General features: G+C 70.4%; 22 protein-coding genes. 16 read left to right on the top strand and 6 right to left on the bottom strand.

The annotated features are described in order from the left end of the window. Positions 1-2: 2 nt before the first annotated feature. A complete protein-coding gene (locus tag DEJ03_RS02840; RefSeq protein ID WP_071247896.1) occupies positions 3-437 on the top strand; it encodes a nucleoside deaminase in 435 nt (144 codons plus the stop codon). Here the strand turns inward: DEJ03_RS02840 and DEJ03_RS02835 are convergent. Next, the gene (locus DEJ03_RS02835; protein WP_110863416.1) at positions 418-1,374 is read right to left on the bottom strand and encodes a cation diffusion facilitator family transporter; all 957 of its coding nucleotides are present in this window, start codon (positions 1,372-1,374) and stop codon (positions 418-420) included. The genes DEJ03_RS02840 and DEJ03_RS02835 overlap by 20 nt on opposite strands. Positions 1,375-1,438: 64 nt before the next feature. Here DEJ03_RS02835 and proC point away from each other — a divergent pair, with 64 nt between their 5' ends. After that, entirely contained in the window at positions 1,439-2,269 is an 831-nt protein-coding gene (gene proC / locus DEJ03_RS02830) for a pyrroline-5-carboxylate reductase (RefSeq protein ID WP_110863415.1), read from the top strand. 87 nt (positions 2,270-2,356) lie between these two features. Here the strand turns inward: proC and DEJ03_RS02825 are convergent, their stop codons facing one another. Continuing rightward, positions 2,357-3,052: a TrkA family potassium uptake protein gene (locus tag DEJ03_RS02825; RefSeq protein WP_216852501.1), complete on the bottom strand. Its 696-nt coding sequence runs from the start codon at positions 3,050-3,052 to the stop codon at positions 2,357-2,359. Beyond that, complete coding sequence (locus DEJ03_RS02820) at positions 3,045-4,478, bottom strand: TrkH family potassium uptake protein (RefSeq protein WP_071406293.1); 1,434 nt, start codon at positions 4,476-4,478, stop codon at positions 3,045-3,047. The genes DEJ03_RS02825 and DEJ03_RS02820 overlap by 8 nt, the downstream gene beginning before the upstream one ends. Positions 4,479-4,552: 74 nt before the next feature. Between DEJ03_RS02820 and DEJ03_RS02815 the strand changes: the two genes are divergently transcribed. The 5 genes from DEJ03_RS02815 (at position 4,553) to DEJ03_RS02795 (ending at position 6,240) form a co-directional block, all read left to right on the top strand. Beyond that, entirely contained in the window at positions 4,553-5,068 is a 516-nt protein-coding gene (locus tag DEJ03_RS02815) for a helix-turn-helix transcriptional regulator (RefSeq protein WP_051596885.1), read from the top strand. Positions 5,069-5,205: 137 nt separating this feature from the next. Continuing rightward, positions 5,206-5,400, top strand: a complete 195-nt coding sequence (locus DEJ03_RS02810) for a helix-turn-helix domain-containing protein (protein ID WP_017888579.1) — start codon at positions 5,206-5,208, stop codon at positions 5,398-5,400. A gap of 109 nt (positions 5,401-5,509) precedes the next feature. After that, positions 5,510-5,608 carry a 30S ribosomal protein bS22 gene (locus DEJ03_RS02805; RefSeq protein ID WP_003792170.1) on the top strand — a complete coding sequence of 33 codons (99 nt, stop codon included), beginning with the start codon at positions 5,510-5,512 and terminating at the stop codon, positions 5,606-5,608. Positions 5,609-5,695: 87 nt separating this feature from the next. Continuing rightward, positions 5,696-5,950 carry a glutaredoxin family protein gene (locus tag DEJ03_RS02800; protein WP_071247435.1) on the top strand — a complete coding sequence of 85 codons (255 nt, stop codon included), beginning with the start codon at positions 5,696-5,698 and terminating at the stop codon, positions 5,948-5,950. Beyond that, positions 5,947-6,240 (top strand): Dabb family protein, encoded by a 294-nt coding sequence (locus DEJ03_RS02795; RefSeq protein WP_110863414.1) that lies wholly within the window; start codon positions 5,947-5,949, stop codon positions 6,238-6,240. Before DEJ03_RS02800 ends, DEJ03_RS02795 begins: the two co-directional genes overlap by 4 nt. 115 nt (positions 6,241-6,355) lie before the next feature. On the opposite strand, the gene aspS is transcribed toward DEJ03_RS02795, so the two are convergent. Then, positions 6,356-7,696: an aspartate--tRNA(Asn) ligase gene (gene aspS, locus DEJ03_RS02790; protein ID WP_027466337.1), complete on the bottom strand. Its 1,341-nt coding sequence runs from the start codon at positions 7,694-7,696 to the stop codon at positions 6,356-6,358. A 171-nt stretch (positions 7,697-7,867) separates the two neighbouring features. On the opposite strand from aspS, the gene DEJ03_RS02785 reads away from it, so the two are divergent. Both DEJ03_RS02785 and DEJ03_RS02780 read left to right on the top strand, forming a co-directional pair. Beyond that, positions 7,868-8,206, top strand: coding sequence for a hypothetical protein (locus tag DEJ03_RS02785; protein ID WP_110863413.1), 339 nt, complete (start codon positions 7,868-7,870; stop codon positions 8,204-8,206). After that, entirely contained in the window at positions 8,206-8,451 is a 246-nt protein-coding gene (locus DEJ03_RS02780; RefSeq protein ID WP_111233288.1) for a hypothetical protein, read from the top strand. Before DEJ03_RS02785 ends, DEJ03_RS02780 begins: the two co-directional genes overlap by 1 nt. Here the strand turns inward: DEJ03_RS02780 and DEJ03_RS02775 are convergent. Then, positions 8,428-8,829, bottom strand: a complete 402-nt coding sequence (locus DEJ03_RS02775; protein WP_371830603.1) for a MerR family transcriptional regulator — start codon at positions 8,827-8,829, stop codon at positions 8,428-8,430. The two genes, DEJ03_RS02780 and DEJ03_RS02775, sit on opposite strands and share 24 nt — an antisense overlap. Positions 8,830-8,871: 42 nt before the next feature. Between DEJ03_RS02775 and DEJ03_RS02770 the strand changes: the two genes are divergently transcribed. The 6 genes from DEJ03_RS02770 to ccsB all read left to right on the top strand — a co-directional run bounded on the left by DEJ03_RS02770 (position 8,872) and on the right by ccsB (position 15,201). Next, positions 8,872-10,365: a SulP family inorganic anion transporter gene (locus tag DEJ03_RS02770; protein WP_110863412.1), complete on the top strand. Its 1,494-nt coding sequence runs from the start codon at positions 8,872-8,874 to the stop codon at positions 10,363-10,365. 67 nt (positions 10,366-10,432) lie between these two features. Then, the gene (locus DEJ03_RS02765) at positions 10,433-11,089 is read left to right on the top strand and encodes a histidine phosphatase family protein (RefSeq protein WP_110863411.1); all 657 of its coding nucleotides are present in this window, start codon (positions 10,433-10,435) and stop codon (positions 11,087-11,089) included. After that, complete coding sequence (locus DEJ03_RS02760) at positions 11,086-11,724, top strand: TlpA disulfide reductase family protein (protein WP_110863410.1); 639 nt, start codon at positions 11,086-11,088, stop codon at positions 11,722-11,724. The genes DEJ03_RS02765 and DEJ03_RS02760 overlap by 4 nt, the downstream gene beginning before the upstream one ends. Before the next feature lie 45 nt (positions 11,725-11,769). Then, positions 11,770-12,468, top strand: a complete 699-nt coding sequence (locus tag DEJ03_RS02755; RefSeq protein WP_110863490.1) for a cytochrome c biogenesis CcdA family protein — start codon at positions 11,770-11,772, stop codon at positions 12,466-12,468. Continuing rightward, positions 12,452-14,176, top strand: coding sequence for a cytochrome c biogenesis protein ResB (locus tag DEJ03_RS02750; RefSeq protein WP_258370457.1), 1,725 nt, complete (start codon positions 12,452-12,454; stop codon positions 14,174-14,176). The genes DEJ03_RS02755 and DEJ03_RS02750 overlap by 17 nt, the downstream gene beginning before the upstream one ends. Positions 14,177-14,181: 5 nt before the next feature. After that, on the top strand, positions 14,182-15,201 hold the full coding sequence (gene ccsB, locus DEJ03_RS02745; protein ID WP_110863489.1) for a c-type cytochrome biogenesis protein CcsB: 1,020 nt from the start codon (positions 14,182-14,184) through the stop codon (positions 15,199-15,201). Between the two features lie 273 nt (positions 15,202-15,474). On the opposite strand, the gene DEJ03_RS02740 is transcribed toward ccsB, so the two are convergent. Continuing rightward, the gene (locus tag DEJ03_RS02740; protein WP_110863409.1) at positions 15,475-16,467 is read right to left on the bottom strand and encodes an o-succinylbenzoate synthase; all 993 of its coding nucleotides are present in this window, start codon (positions 16,465-16,467) and stop codon (positions 15,475-15,477) included. 118 nt (positions 16,468-16,585) lie between these two features. Between DEJ03_RS02740 and DEJ03_RS17660 the strand changes: the two genes are divergently transcribed. Further along, positions 16,586-17,131, top strand: a complete 546-nt coding sequence (locus tag DEJ03_RS17660; protein WP_139196600.1) for a hypothetical protein — start codon at positions 16,586-16,588, stop codon at positions 17,129-17,131. The last annotated feature ends 28 nt before the right edge of the window (positions 17,132-17,159 follow it).

Genomic DNA, 17,159 nt, shown 5'->3' with positions numbered 1-17,159 from the left:
CGATGGAGCGCGCGCTCGACGAGGCTCGACGGTGCCTGGAGACCGACGACGTCCCGGTCGGCGCCGTGGTGCTCGACCGCGACGGCGTCGTGGTCGCCACCGGCCGGAACGAGCGCGAGGCGCGACAGGACCCGACGGCCCACGCCGAGGTCCTCGCGCTGCGTGCTGCAGCGGCGGTGACGGGGGACTGGCACCTCGAGGAGCACACGCTCGTGGTGACGCTCGAGCCCTGCCCGATGTGCGCCGGCGCCGTCATGGCCGCACGGGTGCCCCGGGTCGTGTTCGGCGCGTGGGACCCGAAGGCGGGCGCCAGCGGCAGCGTCTACGACATCGCCAGGGACCGCCGGCTGCCGCACCGCTCCGAGGTCATCGGGGGCGTGCTCGAGCAGGCGTGTGCCGAGCTGCTCGACGACTTCTTCAGTCCGCGGCGAGGATGACGATCGCTTCGGTCGGCGGCTGCGGCCCGGTGCGCAGCACGTCCGGTTCGACGTAGATCACCCGGGCGATCGGCACGGCGCTCCGGACACGCTGCTCGACGGTGTCGATGCCGGCGGCGACGTCACCGAGCCGGCGGTCCCCGTCGACGGCGACCTTCACGCCGACCATCAGCTCGTCCGGTCCGAGGTACAGGGTCTTCAGGTGGATGATCGCGTCGACCTCGGGGCCGTCGAGCACCGCCTGCTTGATGCGCTCGACGTCGGCGGCGGTCGCGCCCTCGCCGACGAGCAGGCTCTTCGTCTCGATGCCGAGCACCACGGCGACCGTGATGAGCAGCGCCGCGATCAGCATGGTGCCGATCGCGTCGAACACCCCGTTGCCGGTGATCGCAGTCAGGCCGACGCCGAACAGGGCGAAGACCAGGCCGAGCAGCGCCGCGGTGTCCTCGAGCATCACGACCGGCAGCTCCGGGGCCTTCGCGCGGCGGACGAACTGCACCCAGCTCTGCGAGCCCTTCTGCGGTCGGGCCTCGTGCAGGGCGGTGCGGAGCGAGAAGCCCTCGAGCCCGATGGCGATGACGAGCACCACCAGGGGGAGCCACCAGTTCTCGAGCGGGTGCGGGTGGGCGAGCTTCTCGATGCCCTCGTAGAGCGAGAACACACCGCCGACCGAGAACAGGATGATGGAGACGACGAACGCGTAGACGTAGCGTTCACGCCCGTAGCCGAACGGGTGCTCCTGGTCCGCCGCTCGCCGGGCCTTCCGGCCACCGAGCAGCAGGAGGAGCTGGTTCGCGGAGTCGGCCAGGGAGTGCACGCCCTCGGCCAGCATCGACGCCGATCCGCTGATCGCCGCCGCGATGAACTTCACGATCGCGATGCCGATGTTGGCACCGAGTGCGGCGAAGATTGCCTTCGTGCCTCCGGAAGCGCTCACAGCTGTCCCCTTCTCGTGGTCTGCGACACGATCCTAGGCGGGTGGCGTCGGTAGGGTCGGGAGCATGACGATCGACCTGCCCCGCACCGCCCTGCTCGGCGTCGGCTCCATGTCCGGCGCGGTCCTCGACGGCCTGCTCGCCGCGGGACTCGACCCGGCCACCGTGACCCTCACCACGAAGTCGGAGGCGTCCGCTGCTGCCCACCGGGAGCGCGGTCTCGACGCCACCGCGAGCGACACCGACCCCGACGCCAACCGCTCGGCCGTCCGTGGCGCGGCCCTCGTCGTCGTCGGCGTGAAGCCGTACATGATGGCGGACCTACTCGACGAGGTCGCCGACGACCTGGAGCCCGGCGCCGTCCTGGTCAGCGTCGCCGTCGGCACCACCACCGCGAGCATGGAGACACGGGTGCCCGACGGCGTCCGCGTCGTCCGTGCCCTGCCGAACACCCCGATCGGCGTCGGCCACGGCGTCACCGGCATCAGCGCGGGCACCTCGGCCGACGCCGAGGCCGTCGCACTGGCGTCGTCGGTGTTCACCGCCTCGGGCGAGGTCATCGAGGTGCCGGAGTCGCAGCTCGACGCGCTGTCCGCCGTGTCCGGTTCCGGTCCCGCCTACGTCTTCCTGCTGATCGAGCAGTGGCAGCGTGCCGCCGAGGAGCTCGGGTTCACCCACGAGCAGGCGGCGACGATGGTGCAGGGCACCGTCCGCGGCGCGGTCGAGCTGCTCGAGGGGTCGGGCCGTGAGCCCGCCGACCTGCGCCGCGCGGTGACGAGCCCGAAGGGCACGACGGAACGGGCAGTCGCGGTGCTGCAGGACGCCGACCTGGCGGACACGCTGCTGCGTGCGTCGCGTGCCGCGATCGCGCGTGCCGAGGAGATCGCCGCGTCGTAGACGCACACCGCGTCGTGGACGCAGCCACAGTGCGGACGGGAGGCCCGGGGCGAGGCCGCCACGGGCCTCCCGTCCGTCCTGCGGTCGCTACTCGTACGCGGCGAAGCGCTCCAGGTCGGTCTCGGAACCCGAGACGATGATGACGTCGTCCTCGCCGATGACGCTGTCCGGCGTCGCCGGCACGAACGGGTTGCCGGGCGGCTTGATGCCGAGCACGGTCAGGCCGAAGCGCGTGCGGATCACGGTGGTGGCGAGGTCCTTGCCACGGACCGCGCGCGGAGGGAACATCTTGACCACGGCGAAGTCGTCGTCGAACTCGATGAAGTCGAGCATCCGGCCGGACACCAGGTGCGCCGTGCGCTCGCCGGCCTCACGCTCGGGGTAGACGACGTGGTTGGCGCCGATGCGGGACAGGATCGTGCCGTGTGAGCGGCTGATCGCCTTCGCCCAGATCTGCGGGACGCCGAGGTCGACCAGGTTCGCCGTGATGAGCACGCTCGACTCCAGGTCGCTGCCCGTGCCGACGACGGCGATGGCGAAGTCCTGCGCGCCGATCTGCCGGAGCGCGTCGATGTCGGTCGCGTCCGCCTGCACCGCGTGGGTGACCCGGTCGGACCACTTCTGCACCAGTCCGGCGTCGGTGTCGACGACGAGCACCTCGCGGTCCTGGCGTTCGAGCTGCCCGGCGGTGGCGGCCCCGAAGCGACCGAGCCCGATGACGAGGACGGGAGCGTCGTGACTGATGGCACCGTGCTGGTGCGACGAACGGGTGCGGTCAGCCAACGATCGGCCTCTCCTCGGGACGGCGGAACAGTTGCCGGCTCTGGCTGGCGGCCAGGGCAGCGGCGATGGTCACTGTACCGACCCGGCCGAGGAACATGGTGGCGGCGAGCACGTACTTGCCCGGTTCCGGCAGGTCCGCGGACACGCCGGAGGACAACCCACTGGTCGAGAAGGCCGAGATCACCTCGAACAGCACCCGGTCGAGCGAGTCGTCGGTGATCTGCAGGAGCACCACGGTCGCGACGGCCACGATCGTCGCTCCCCAGAGCACGATGGCCACCGCGACCCGCAGGACGTCGCTCGGGATCCGGCGACCGAAGGCCTCCATGCTCTGGCGACCGCGGGCCTCGGCGACCGCGGCCAGGAACAGCACCGCGAGGGTCGTCACCTTGATGCCGCCGGCCGTCGAGGCGGATCCGCCACCGATGAACATGAGCATGTCCGTGACGAGCAGGCTCGAGCCGTTGAGCTGGTCGAAGTCGACGAGCGAGAAGCCTCCCGAGCGGGTCATCGTCGACAGGAAGAGTGCCTGGAACGCGGTGCGCCCGGCTCCTTCTTCGCCGAAGGTCGTCGGGTTCGACGCCTCGAGGGCGGTGTAGACGACCGCGCCGCCGAGGAGCAGGATCGCGCTCGTCGCCAGGGTGAGCTTGACGTGGATCGGCCAGCGCCGCGGGGTGCGCAGCTGCTTCGTCAGGGCACGGATCACCGGGAACCCGATGGACCCCGCCACGACGCCGATCATCAGCAGCGTCAGGAACCAGTAGTCGTGGGCGAACGGGTCGAGGCCGTCGGCGTTCGGCGAGAACCCGGTGTTCGTGAAGGCCATCGCCGCGTAGTAGAAGGAGTCGCCGACCGCGGTCCAGAAGGGGATGCCGGCGATGAGCACCGACGGCAGGAGCAGCAGGCCGAGGACGATCTCGATCGACAGCGTGCTCACCGCCACGGTCGCGAGCAGGGTGCCGACCTCGCCGAGCCGGACGGCCTGTCCCTCGGGCACGGCGCCGTGGTGAGTGCGGAGCGGGTTCGAGTCGCCGGCCGCCATGAGCTTGGCGCGCAGGCCGAGCTTGCGGGTGACGAACAGGCCGAGGATCGAGGCGAACGTCAGCACGCCGACGGCGCCGATCTGGGTGCCGATGACCACCAGGACCTTGCCGAACACCGACCAGTGCGTCGCCATGTCGACCGTGGACAACCCGGTGACGCAGACCACCGACGCCGCGGTGAACAGGGCGTCCGCGAAGTGGGTGCTGCTGCGGTCCGCGGTGGCCCACGGCGTCATGAAGAGCACCGTGAACAGGAAGATCAGCGCGATGAACACGACGATCGCCAGTCGGGACGGCGACGAGCGCAGCACCGTCGCGATCCGGCTCGCTCGCCGTCGGCCGACACTCACGTGGTGCGGGATCGGCTCGGTTCGGTCGAGCATGCGTATGCCTCCGAGGACATGGGCCGGGACGGTTCGTCATGGTACATCCGTGGTGCCCCGGCTAGCCTTGCCCCATGGCCGACATCTTCTCCGTCGTGGCGGACCCGACCCGGCGCGAGCTGCTCGGCACGCTGTTGTCCGCCTACGGTTCGGACGTCACCGGCGGGGAGCTCAGCGTCGGCCAGCTCGTCGAACGCCTCGGGGTCAGCCAGCCCACGGTGTCGAAGCACCTGCGTGTCCTGCGCGACATCGGGCTCGTCACCAGTCGCGAAGAGGGGCAGCACCGCTACTACCGGCTCGACCCGGAGCCGCTCGTGCACCTGGAGGACTGGGTCCTGCCGTTCACGGGCGCGGTCGACGCCGACGGCACCCCGGCCACCACCGCGTGGACGCCGGACGGCCAGCCGGTGTCGATCCGCCGGAACGGCACGGCCGGCAAGGCGACGGTGGAGGTGGGCACCGAGCTCGGTCGTGTGATGGCCGAGGCGTCGTACCGGGCGACCGCGGCGATCTCCGGCGCGCAGCAGGGCTGGGAGCGCGTCGTCGACCGCAGCCGCAAGCGCTTCACCCGCCGGGGCGACGAGGACTGATTCCGCGGCACGGCAGGTGGGCTCGTGGCGCGGACTGATCCTGGACACCGGGTCGCACACGCCTCTACAGTTGCCACTGACCACACAGGTCACACCACTCCCGTGCGCAGCGCGCGTGCGAGCCCCGAAGGCGGACCATGACCGGCAGTTTCGACGACGTGCGCTTCCTCACCGTCGCTGAGGTCGCCGAGATGATGCGCGTCTCGAAGATGACCGTGTACCGGATGGTGCACGCCGGTGAGCTCCCCGCCATCCGCTTCGGCCGTTCCTTCCGCGTCCCCGAGTCAGCCGTCGCCGACGTGCTGCGCGGTGGCGTGGCGGACGTCGGCTGAGCGCGCGTTCGACATCACAGCGGGCAGCCGGTAGACTCGGGCAGGTTGATTTTCCGCGGTCTCTTCGGCCCGGTGTCCGTACATCAGCATCAGTCCGAGCGAGGTCCACATGGGTTCTGTCATCAAGAAGCGTCGTAAGCGCATGGCGAAGAAGAAGCACCGCAAGCTCCTTCGCAAGACGCGTCACCAGCGCCGCAACAAGAAGTAGACCCTCACAGGTCTGCGCAGGTCGGAGGACCTGCACGAGAAGCCCCGGTTCGCCGGGGCTTTCGCGTTCCCGGACTACGATGGGACCATGCCCGCAGTGACGTTCCTGACGAAGCCCGGATGCCACCTCTGCGACGACGCCCGACCCGTGGTCGAACGCGTCGTCGCCGACCACCCGGGGGTCACCCTGCAGGAACGCTCGATCCTCGACGACGACGCCCTCCGCCAGGAGTACGCGGAGGACATCCCCGTCGTGCTGATCGACGGGCGCGTCCACAGCAACTGGCACGTCGACGCCGACCGGCTCGCACGTGCGCTCGAGAAGGCCGAGGCCCGCGCATGATCTCCCACGTCGTCTCCTGGTCCCTGCGGACCGACCTCGACCGCACCGCGTCGATCGCCCGCATCCGCGAACTCCTGACCGGTCTGGTCGGCACCGTCGAGTCGATCCGGTCGCTCGAGGTCGTCGAGAACGTCGCCTACCCGGACAAGAACCACGACGTCGCCGTGGTCGCCACCTTCGACGACCTCGCCGGACTCGACGCGTACCAGGTGCACCCGGAGCACCAGGCCGCGGCAGCGGAGATCCGCGAACTGGTCACGGCGCGGGCCGCCATCGACTGGGAGAGCTGAGCCGGGCCTCCCGTCCCGTCCCGCCCCCGGCGCTGCATGTGCTGCGTGCGTCCAGTGAGCAGAAAAGGTCGCCTCCGATTTCCGGAGGCGACCTTTTCTGCTCACTCGCTGGTGACTACGGGGTCAGGCGCGTCGGGCCACGGAACAGGTACGTGACCTCGCGGATCGACGGCTCACCGAGCATCAGCATCAGCACGCGTGCGAGGCCCATGCCGAAGCCGCCGTGCGGCGGGACGCCGTAGCGGAAGAAGTCGAGGTACCAGCCGAGCTCCTCCGGGTCGAGACCCTTCTCGACTGCCTGCGCCTCGAGCACGTCGACGCGGTGCTCACGCTGTGCACCCGTGGAGATCTCGGCGCCGTTGAAGATGAGGTCGTAGCTGTTGGTGACCGACGGGTCGCCGGGCTTCCGCATGTGGTAGTACGGCCGGATCGAGGCGTCGTACTCCGTGACGAACACGAACTCGGAGCCGTGGTGCTCCTTCGCCCAGGCGGCGACGCGGCGCTCGCCCTCGGGGTCCAGGTCACCGTCGGCGCGGACGACGTCGTAGCCGCTGTCGGCGACGATCTTGCGCGCGTCGGCCAGGGTCACGCGCGGGAACGGCGTCGCAGGGACCTGCAGCTCGAAGCCGAAGACCTCCGCGATGTCCTTGCCGTACTTCTCCTTGACGGCGGTGATGCCGGCGACCAGGACCTCTTCGTGCATCGCCATGACGTCCTCGTGGGACTCGATCCACGAGAACTCGGCGTCGACGCTGGTGAACTCGGTGGCGTGGCGGCTCGTGAAGGACGGGTCGGCGCGGAAGGCGTCCGCGATCTCGAACACGGCACCGAAGCCGGCCGGCTGCGCCATCTGCTTGAAGTTCTGCGGCGACTGGGCCAGGTAGGCGGTCGTCTCGAAGTACTCGAGCTGGAACAGCTCGGCGCGCGACTCGGACGCCGACGCCATCAGCTTCGGGGTGTGGATCTCGATGTAGTCGCGGTCGACCCAGTACGTGCGGAACGCGTGCTCCAGCGTCGTCTGGATGCGGAAGATCAGGTTCTGCTTGCGGTTGCGCAGGTCGAGGAAGCGCCAGTCGAGACGCTTGTCGAGCGACGAGTCGTCGGCGATCGGGGTCTCCGGGATCGCGGCGCTCACCACCTGCAGCGCACCGATCTTGACCTCGAGTCCCCCGAGCTTCACGCGCTCGTCGTGCTTCAGCGTGCCGGTGACGTGCACGAAGGTGCCGTGGGCCAGGCCGGAGATCTCGTTGGTGGTCGCGAGCGCGGACTGTGCCGCGTCGTCGCCGTCCTCGGCCTCGCGCGTCGCCGGGTTCACGAGCTGGACGGCGCCGGTCTCGTCGCGCAGCACGACGAACTGCACCTTCTTCTGGTCTCGGACGGTCTCGACCCATCCGGCCACGGAGACGGGACCGTCGGGGAGGGCTGCCAGGTCGGCGATGCGGGTGCGTTCGATCACGGTGGTCGAGTCTAACCGCCTGCGTCCGGGGGCGTGGGCGGCAGGGTTCCTTCCTCCACAGGGCCGCCTGCGTCCGGCGTTCTCCACCGATGGCCGGGAGGCCCGTGGCGGCGTGCGTGGACTCCGTAGCGTTCTCGACGTGGCCGGGTCGCGGGACGAGAGGGGGACCGGGTGGGGACGGAGACGGGGGAGCTCGCGGCCTGGCCGCCTGCGGCGGTCGCGGTGGTGGTGGCTGCACTGTGCACGACGGCGTTCACGCTGCTCGTGGCGGTCGTCGGTGGGCTGTGGGCGGTCATCCGGTGGCGGCGGGATGTCGCGCGGGAGCAACGGGACCGCTACTGGGCGCGGTTGACCGTGGTGTTCGAGCTGATCACCGCGGCCGAGGTCGGGCGCCGCGAGATCGGCCGGAACCTGGCACAGGCGATGTACGACATGCAGAAAGTGCCTGCCGGAGAAGAACCCGCTGCGAGGGTGCTTGCGGAACTGTTCATCGAGAAGAGGAGACCGTGATGACGACTCGTCTGCGCCGTGCCTGGCGAGAGCTGGTTCGGAAGGAGGACACGGTTCCCGCGGAGCGGCCGTACATCGGTCCTGCGCCTGGCGAGAGCATGTGGGACTGGGCGCAACGTGGGGCGATCGACTGGCAGCTGCACGTTGAGGAGGGGGAGCTCAAGCTCGAACTCGAGCGGCAGCGCATGCGCGCCAGGGTGCTCGCCGAGGACACCGCGACATCAGGGGAGCGACGCGCGGAGTGATCCGAGCGTGCCGATGAACTCCTCGGCCATGCCGGCCCGCTCGACGAGCTTGGCGTGCCGGGCGCGGGCATCCTCGAGGTACGCGTCGAGGCGGGCTGCCAGCGCTGGTTCGTCCTCGGGGTCCTTCGTCGCGAGGGCGTCGACCACGCGGAGCAGCTCGGCCATCTCGTCGAGCGTGAACCCGAGCGGCTTCATCCGGCGGATCACGAGCAACCGTTCGAGGTCCTGCGCCGTGTAGACCCGGAACCCGCCGGTGGTGCGGCCGCTCGGCACGAGCAGCCCGACCTCGTCGTAGTGCCGGATCGTGCGCAGGGACATGCCGGCGCGGTCGGCGAGCTCGCCGATGTGCATCGTGTCGGGGACGTCGCTGGTGCTCACGGCGTACGACTCTACCCTCACGTGAGGGTAGAGTTCCGATCGATGTCCGTGATCACACACGCGCCGACGGCCCCGAGCGTCCTCGCCGCCCTCCGCTCGCCCCGCATGCTCACCCGAGAGGTCCTGGCCGGCATCGTCACCGCCCTGGCCCTCATCCCCGAGGCGATCTCGTTCTCCGTCGTCGCCGGGGTCGATCCTGCGGTCGGCCTGTTCTCGAGCGTCGTCATCGCGATCGTGATCTCGATCGTCGGTGGTCGCCCCGCGATGATCTCCGCCGCAGCCGGCTCGGTGGCGCTCGTCATCGCCCCGCTCGTCCGGGAGCACGGGATCGAGTACCTGGTGCCCGCGATCGTCCTGGGCGGCGTGTTCCAGCTCGTGCTCGGGTTCCTCGGGGTGGCACGGCTGATGCGCTTCATTCCGCGCAGCGTCAACGTCGCGTTCGTGAACGCCCTGGCCATCCTCATCTTCACCGCCCAGCTGCCGAACCTGCTCGGCGACGACGTGCCGTTCATCGTCTGGCCGCTGACCGTGCTCGGCATCGCGATCATCGTCGGCTTCCCGTTCCTGACGAAGGCGATCCCCGCGCCGCTCATCGCGGTCGTCGTCGTCACCGGTCTCACGATGGTGTTCAGCGTCGCCGTGCCGACGGTCGGCGACGAGGGTGAACTGCCGACGGCGCTCCCGGGCTTCGGCGGCATCACGACGCCGTTCACGTTCGAGACGCTGCAGATCATCGCTCCGTACGCGTTCGGTGTCGCGATCGTCGGGCTGATCGAGACCCTGCTCACCGCGCAGCTCGTCGACTCCATCACCGAGACGGGCTCGAGCAAGTGGCGCGAGTCGTGGGGTCAGGGCGTCGCGAACATCGCGTCCGCCTTCTTCGGTGGGACCGGCGGCTGCGCGATGATCGGCCAGACGGTGATCAACGTGAAGACCGCGGGTGCCCGGACCCGCGTCTCGACCTTCGCGGCCGGGGTCTCGGTGCTGGTCCTGACGATCGTGCTCCACGACCTCGTGGCCCAGATCCCGATGGCGGCACTGACGGCGGTCATGCTCATGGTCTGCGTCGCGACCTTCGACTGGCACAGCATCCGACCGCGCACCCTGCGGCGGATGCCGCTCGGCGAGACCGCGGTCATGCTCGTCACCGTCGTGGTGGTCGTCGTGACCGAGAACCTCGCGACCGGGGTGCTCGTCGGCGTGGTCGTGGCGGCCCTGGTCTTCGCCCGACGGGTGGCGCACGTGGTGACCGTGGTGCGCGAGCCGGTCGACGACCGCACCGTGCGGTACCGGGTCCGCGGGGCGTTGTTCTTCGCCTCGTCGAACGACCTCGTCACGCGGTTCTCCTACGCCGAGGACCCGGAGCACGTGATCATCGACCTGGCCGACGCCCACGTGTTCGACGCGTCCACGGTCGCGGCGCTCGACGGGGTCGAACAGCGGTTCGCGAAGCACGGGTCGACCGTCGAGGTGGTGAACCTCGACACGGGGTCGATCGCGCTGCACGGGCGGCTCTCCGGTGAGCTCGGCGGCTGAGTGCTTCCGCATCCGATGAATCACCTGAGGGGGCGGTGGGAACCGCGGGCGACCTACACTGGAACCCATGCCCGCGACCCGTCTCCACCTCGTCCGGCACGGAGAGGTGCACAACCCGGGCCGCGTCCTCTACGGCCGGCTCCCGGGCTTCGGGCTGAGCGACCTCGGCACGCGGATGGCGCAGGCCTCCGCGACCGCCTGGAAGGACGCCGGCATTGACGTGCGTCGGATCGTGGCGTCCCCGCTGCAGCGCACGCAGGAGTCCGCTGCGCCCTGGTCGGCCGCCTACGGGCTCGACGTGACGCTCGACGAGCGCCTGATCGAACCGACGAACCGCTACGAGGGGCAGCCCCCCGGGTTCACGAAGCGCTCGCTCGGCCGCCCGGCAGAGTGGCCGTGGATCGCGAACCCGCTGCGTCCCAGCTGGGGCGAGGCGTACGAGTCGATCGCCAACCGCATGCTCGCGGCGATGACCACGGCGTGGGAGAGCGTGGACGAGGGCGACGTCGTCCTGGTCAGCCACCAGCTGCCGATCTGGATGGTCCACCGGAAGCTCGCGGGGGAGTCCCTGTGGCACGACCCGCGCAAGCGCCGCTGTGACCTGTCGAGCATCACCACCGTCGAACGTGTGCCCGCCACGTCGACCGGTCGGTTCACCGAGGTCGGGTACGCGGACCCCGCGCAGGAACTGCGCGCGACCGCCGTCGACGAAGGAGCAGTGTGAACAGCACGAAGCGTGCGCGCGTCATCAGCAAGCGGTTCGCGGTCCTCGCAGCGACGGCCGTCGCAGCCGTGCTCGTCCTGTCCGGCTGCTCGTCGGACAGTGGCGGCATCGCGAAGCAGTACGGCAACGGCACGACCCAGAACTACATCTCCGGTGACGGTGCCGTGACCGAGGTCTCCGCGAAGGACCGCACCGACCCGGTCACCTTCCGGGCCGAGGACTCGAACGGTGACACGGTCTCGTCGAAGGACCTCCGCGGCAAGGTCGTCGTCCTGAACTTCTGGTACGCCAGCTGCCCCCCGTGCCGTGCCGAGGCGAAGTACCTCAACCAGGTGCACGACGAGTACGCCGACGCCGACGACGTCGCGTTCATCGGTGTCAACGTCCGCGACGAAGCAGCGACCGCGGCCGCCTTCGAGCGCACCTTCGACGTGCAGTACCCGACGGTCCTCGACCAGCGCACGGGCACGATGCAGCTGGCGATGTCCGGGCAGATCGCACCGAACGCGGTGCCGGCCACGATCGTCCTCGACACCAAGGGCCGCGTGGCTGCCCGGGTCCTCGGCGCGATCGACGGCACGAGCATCCTGCAGACCCTGGTCAGCGACGAGCTCGACGCCGGCAAGGCCTCCTGACCCGTGACCTCCAACCCCTTCGCCGACGCGATCCTGAGCGGCCAGATGGCCGTCGCGCTGCCCGTGGCGGCGCTCGCCGGGCTCGTGTCGTTCCTGTCCCCGTGCGTGCTGCCGCTCGTGCCGGGGTACCTCGGGTACGTCGGCGGTGTCGCCGAGGGCGGGCAGCGTCGGGGTCGAGTGGTGCTCGGCGTGCTGCTGTTCATCGCCGGGTTCACCGCGGTGTTCGTGGCGTACACGACGGTGTTCGGCGCGCTCGGCTTCTGGCTCGTGCGGTGGCGCGACCTCATCACGCAGATCCTCGGGGTCGTCGTGATCGCGATGGGCCTGGTGTTCGTCGGTCGGTTCACGTTCCTGCAGCGCACCATCAAGCCCAGCTGGACCCCGGCCACCGGGATCCTCGGCGCCCCCCTGCTCGGCATCGTGTTCGGCCTCGGCTGGACCCCGTGCCTCGGCCCGACGCTGGCGGCCATCAACCTGCTCAGTGTCCAGTCGGGCAGCGCCTGGCAGGGCATGTGGCTCGGGGTGGCGTACTGCCTCGGGCTCGGCATCCCGTTCGTCCTCGTCGCCCTCGGCGCCGGCTGGGCCACGGGGGCCATCGCGGCGGTGAAGCGTCACATGCGCACCGTCAACATCATCGGAGGAGCGATCCTGATCGTCATCGGTCTGCTCATGGTCACCGGTATCTGGTCGGCCGTCATGTCGAGCGTCGGGGCGGTGATCCAGAGCTTTGTCCCCGCGGTCTGACCTGAACGAGCACATCCCGACGAGCGCAGGCGACGGGGCCGACAGCGCCTCCGACCCGCAGCGACCGTCCGACCACGTCGACGGCTCCGGCCCCACCGACGGCGGCATCAACCAGCCGAAGCTCGGCTTCGTCGGGTACCTCCGCTTCTTCTGGCGGCAGCTGACGAGCATGCGCACGGCGCTGTTCCTGCTCATGCTGCTCGCCCTCGCGGCGATCCCGGGGTCGCTCGTGCCGCAGCGCACCGCCGACCCGAACGGCGTCGTGCAGTACAAGGCGGACCACCCGCAGCTCTACCCGGTCCTCGACAAGCTGCAGGTCTTCGACACCTACACCTCGGTGTGGTTCTCCGCGATCTACCTGCTGCTCTTCATCTCGCTCATCGGCTGCATCGTGCCCCGCACGAAGCACCACTGGCAGGCACTGCGGACCCGTCCACCGAAGACCCCCGCGCGCCTGACGCGACTGGCGGGCTTCCGCACCGTGGCGGTGCAGCCGGACGCGATGATCGACGGGACGACCGGGATCGACGCGACCACGGGCCTCCCGTCCGCCGAGCACGCGGTGACGCGCGCGATGGCGATCCTGAAGCGGTCCGGGTACCGCGTCGAGCGGTTCGGCGACTCGGTGAGCGCGGAGCGCGGCTACCTGCGCGAGACCGGCAACCTGGTGTTCCACACCGCCCTCGTCGGGGTGCTCCTGGCGGTCGGCGTCGGCGGTGGTTTCGGCTTCACCGGACAGCGCCTGCTGGTCGAGGGCCAGACGTTCTCGAACGTGCTCGGCTCGTACGACTCGTTCAACCCCGGTCGCTGGTTCCAGCAGACCGACCTCAAGGGCTACAACCTCCGGCTCGACAAGTTCGTGACGAAGTACGAGGAGCGCAACCTCGACGCCCTCGGGCAGGCGCTCGACTACTCGGCCACGGTCACGAGCACCGAGAAGGGCGGCGAGCCGAAGACCAGCCGCCTCGGTGTGAACGATCCGCTGCACGTCGGCGGCACGAACGTCTACCTGCTCGGCAACGGCTACGCGATGCAGGTCACGGTGCGCGACGGCGACGGCAACGTGGCCTTCAAGGACGTCGTGCCGTTCCTGCCGGAGGACGCGAACTACACCTCCACCGGCGTCATCAAGGTGCCGGACGCGAAGCCGGACCAGCTCGGCATGGTCGGGTTCTTCTACCCCACGGCATCGAAGCTCGCGAGCGGCGCCTACTCGAGTGCCTACCCGGACACCCAGAACCCGCTGCTGACGCTGCAGGTCTACACGGGCGACCTCGGGCTCGACAGCGGAGTCCCGCAGAGCGTCTACACGCTCAGCACCAAGGGGCTCGACCAGATCGCCGGTCGGCAGTCGGACACCGCGAGCATCGCGCTGAAGCCCGGCCAGACGAAGAAGCTCCCCGAAGGCGCCGGGTCGATCACGTTCGACGGCGTCAAGCGGTACGTCTCCCTCGACGTCCACCACGACCCCTCGCAGCTCTGGGTGGGCGGGTTCGCCCTGCTCTCCACCCTCGGCCTGCTCACCTCGCTGTTCGTCCCGCGCCGTCGCGTCTGGGTGAAGGTCGTCCCGCGCACGGACACGGCGGGCGGCGAGTACGACCTCGAGTACGCCGGACTCGCACGCGGCGAGGACCCGAACCTCGAACGGGCCGTCGCGGACATCGCACAGCGCCACACGTCGGACCTCGGAGTTAGGATGCCCCAGTGAACGACATGACCACGAACCTCGCGACCTACTCGGTCGTGCTCACGTACTCCGCGATGGCGGTGTACGTGGTCGCGTTCATCTCGTTCGCCCTCGACATGGCCAAACGCTCCGGCGACGTCACGGCCGCCGCGAAGAACGCGGGCGCCGACGACAGCTCGGCCGACGCGGCCAGCGCTGCGGCAGCACCCGGCGCGAAGACGGTCGCGACCGTCCGCGGCGGCACCGTCGTGCTCGAGCAGGTCGCCGCACCGCCGTCGGGCGGTTCCGCCGGCCGCGGCACGAAGTTCGAGCGCGTCGGCATGGCGATGACGATCCTCGCGCTCGTCCTGCACGTCGCCTCGGTCGTCCTCCGCGGCATCGCGGCCGACCGCGTGCCGTGGGGCAACATGTTCGAGTTCTCGCTGACCGGCACGGCGCTGATCACCCTGATCTTCCTGCTCGTGCAGTTCTGGCAGAACCTGAAGTTCCTCGGCGTCTTCATCACCGGCCTGACGATCATCCTGCTCGGCATCGCGACCGTGAACTACTGGGTCCCCGTCGTCCCGCTGCAGCCGGCCCTGCAGTCGTACTGGCTGGTCATCCACGTGTTCGTGGCGATCGCCGGCACCGGGTTCTTCGCGCTCGGCGCGGGGCTCGCGGTGGCGCAGCTCGTGCAGACGTACCGCCAGGGCCGCACGGCCTCCGGCAAGCTCCGCTTCATGGCGACGCTGCCCGATGCCGACCGGCTCGAGGTCCTGACCTACCGCGTCCTGCTCGTCGGCTTCGTCCTCTGGACGTTCACCCTCATCGCCGGTGCGATCTGGGCCGAGCGCGCCTGGGGCCGCTACTGGGGCTGGGACACGAAAGAGGTCTGGACCTTCATCATCTGGGTCGTCTACGCGGGCTACATCCACGCTCGTGCGACCCGTGGCTGGCGCGGTGCGCGGTCGTCCTGGCTGGCCCTCATCGGCTTCGCCGCGGTGATGTTCAACTTCTCGGTCGTGAACGTCTTCTTCAAGGGCCTGCACAGCTACTCGGGTCTGTGAGTCACGCGGGTCGCTGACGCGGCCCTGGTCGCGACCACGACCGGACGGGAGGCATGGTGCCAGCTGGCGCCGTGCCTCCCGTCCGTCGTCCGGGGTGCGTGCACGGCCAGGAAGACGCCGTCGTGTCGGTGGGACGCCGCCTCGTCGGTGAGACGCCGCTGATTACGGCGGCGTCTCGATGACTCGGCGGCGCCGAAGGGAGACGCCGGCGTCGAACTGAGACGCCGGCGTCTTCCGGAGACGGCGGCGTCTCGTGAGGACGCGGCGGGCGCGCTACCCGGCAGCTGCGAGCAGATCGTGCACTCGGGCCACCCGCGCACGCCACCACGCCGTGCGCTCCGGCGACGCGGCGTACCGCTCCACCAGCTCCGGCGCGACGTCGACGCGGCGCACCGGCACCCGACCGCCGGCCGGCAGCAGCGGATCGGTCGTGACGTCCCCGGCGAACATGGCCGCCGTCCCGAGCCCGGCGGCGTACCCGGGCGTCATCGCCGCGGCGGCCAGGAACGCTCCCATGCCGAGCCCGACCGAGGTGTCGAGCGCACTGGAGACGACGCACGGCAACCCGGCGTCGGCGATGACGGCACGGGCCGCGGTGATCCCCCCGAGCGGCTGGGCCTTCACGACCAGGACGTCGGCAGCGCCGGCCCGGGCGACGGCGAGGGGATCGCTCGCCTTCCGGACGCTCTCGTCCGCGGCGACCCGGACGCCGAGGCCGGCGATCCGCGACCGGAGCTCCGCGAGCTCGGGCACCGTCGCGCAGGGCTGCTCGGCGTACTGCAGGTCGAACGGTGCGAGCCGCTCGAGTGCCGCGGCGGCCTGCTCCACGCTCCACAGCCCGTTCGCGTCGACCCGGACCGCGGCCTCGGGCCCCATCACCCGGCGGACCGCGGCGACACGGGCGACGTCGTCGTCGACGGTCGTGCCGGGCTCCGCGACCTTGACCTTGGCGGTGGTGCACCCGGGGTACCGTGCGAGCAGGTCCGCGACGTCGTCGGCGGCGATCGCCGGGACGGTGGCGTTGACCGGCACGGAGTCGGCGGCCGGTTCGTGGTCCGTCCACCCGAAGTCGACGGTGGCACGCAGCCAGGCGGCGGCCTCGGCGTCGTCGTACTCGACGAACGGCGAGAACTCGGTCCAGCCGGCGGGTCCGCGCAGCACGACCGCCTCGCGCGTGGTGATGCCGCGGAACCGCATGCGCATCGGCAGGGCCACCACGTGGGCGTCGGCGAGGAGATCGGCGAGGTCGGGGAGCACGTCCGCCATCCTCCCACCGCACCCAGGGGCCCTGCCGGATCCTCGGAGGGGACCGCCAGGGCAGGGCACTAGCATGCATCGGTCGGCCTCGGTCGGCAGGGGAACGACCCGGAACGAGGGAGGCTCGGTGGCGGTGGATCCGCGGCAGCGCGCAGCACAGCAGCGCGCATCGCAGCGCCCGTCCGACCCGTCGAGCGCCGGAGCTGCACGCCCGGCAGCGTCGGCTCGTCCGGCAGCTGCAGCCCGACCCGCGGCGGCGACCCGCCCGGCAGCGGGTGCTCGATCCGCGGCGGCTCCCGGGCGCGACTCCGATGACTTCGCCCGCCTCATGCAGCGCAACACCGTCGACGTCCGGCAGACGGGTGGCACGAAGCGCCGCAACCCCGTCGTCGGCAAGATCGCCCTCGGCCTGGCCGTGGTGTCCGCCGCTGTGGACGCCAGTGCCTTCGCCGTGTTCATGGGCGGTGACACGAACTTCGCCTTCGGGATCTGCTTCGTCGTCGTGTTCCTGACGCTCGTCGCCGCCGTGCTCGGGTTCGTCGCCGCCGTCGGCTCGTTCGGACGCTGGTACGGCGCCGTCGGGGTCGTCCTGGCGTTCTTCGCGAACCCCGTCATCCTCATCGTGATCATGGTGTTCGTCGCGCCGGAGATCCTGACCGACATGGGCGCCTGACCCGCCAGACGCCCGGCGGTACGTTGGG

The sequence above is a fragment of the Curtobacterium sp. MCLR17_043 genome, from assembly GCF_003224215.1.
Classification (GTDB): domain Bacteria; phylum Actinomycetota; class Actinomycetes; order Actinomycetales; family Microbacteriaceae; genus Curtobacterium; species Curtobacterium flaccumfaciens.
The sequence above is the reverse complement of the archived record's forward strand: the minus strand, read 5'-3'. Positions and strand labels throughout refer to the sequence as shown.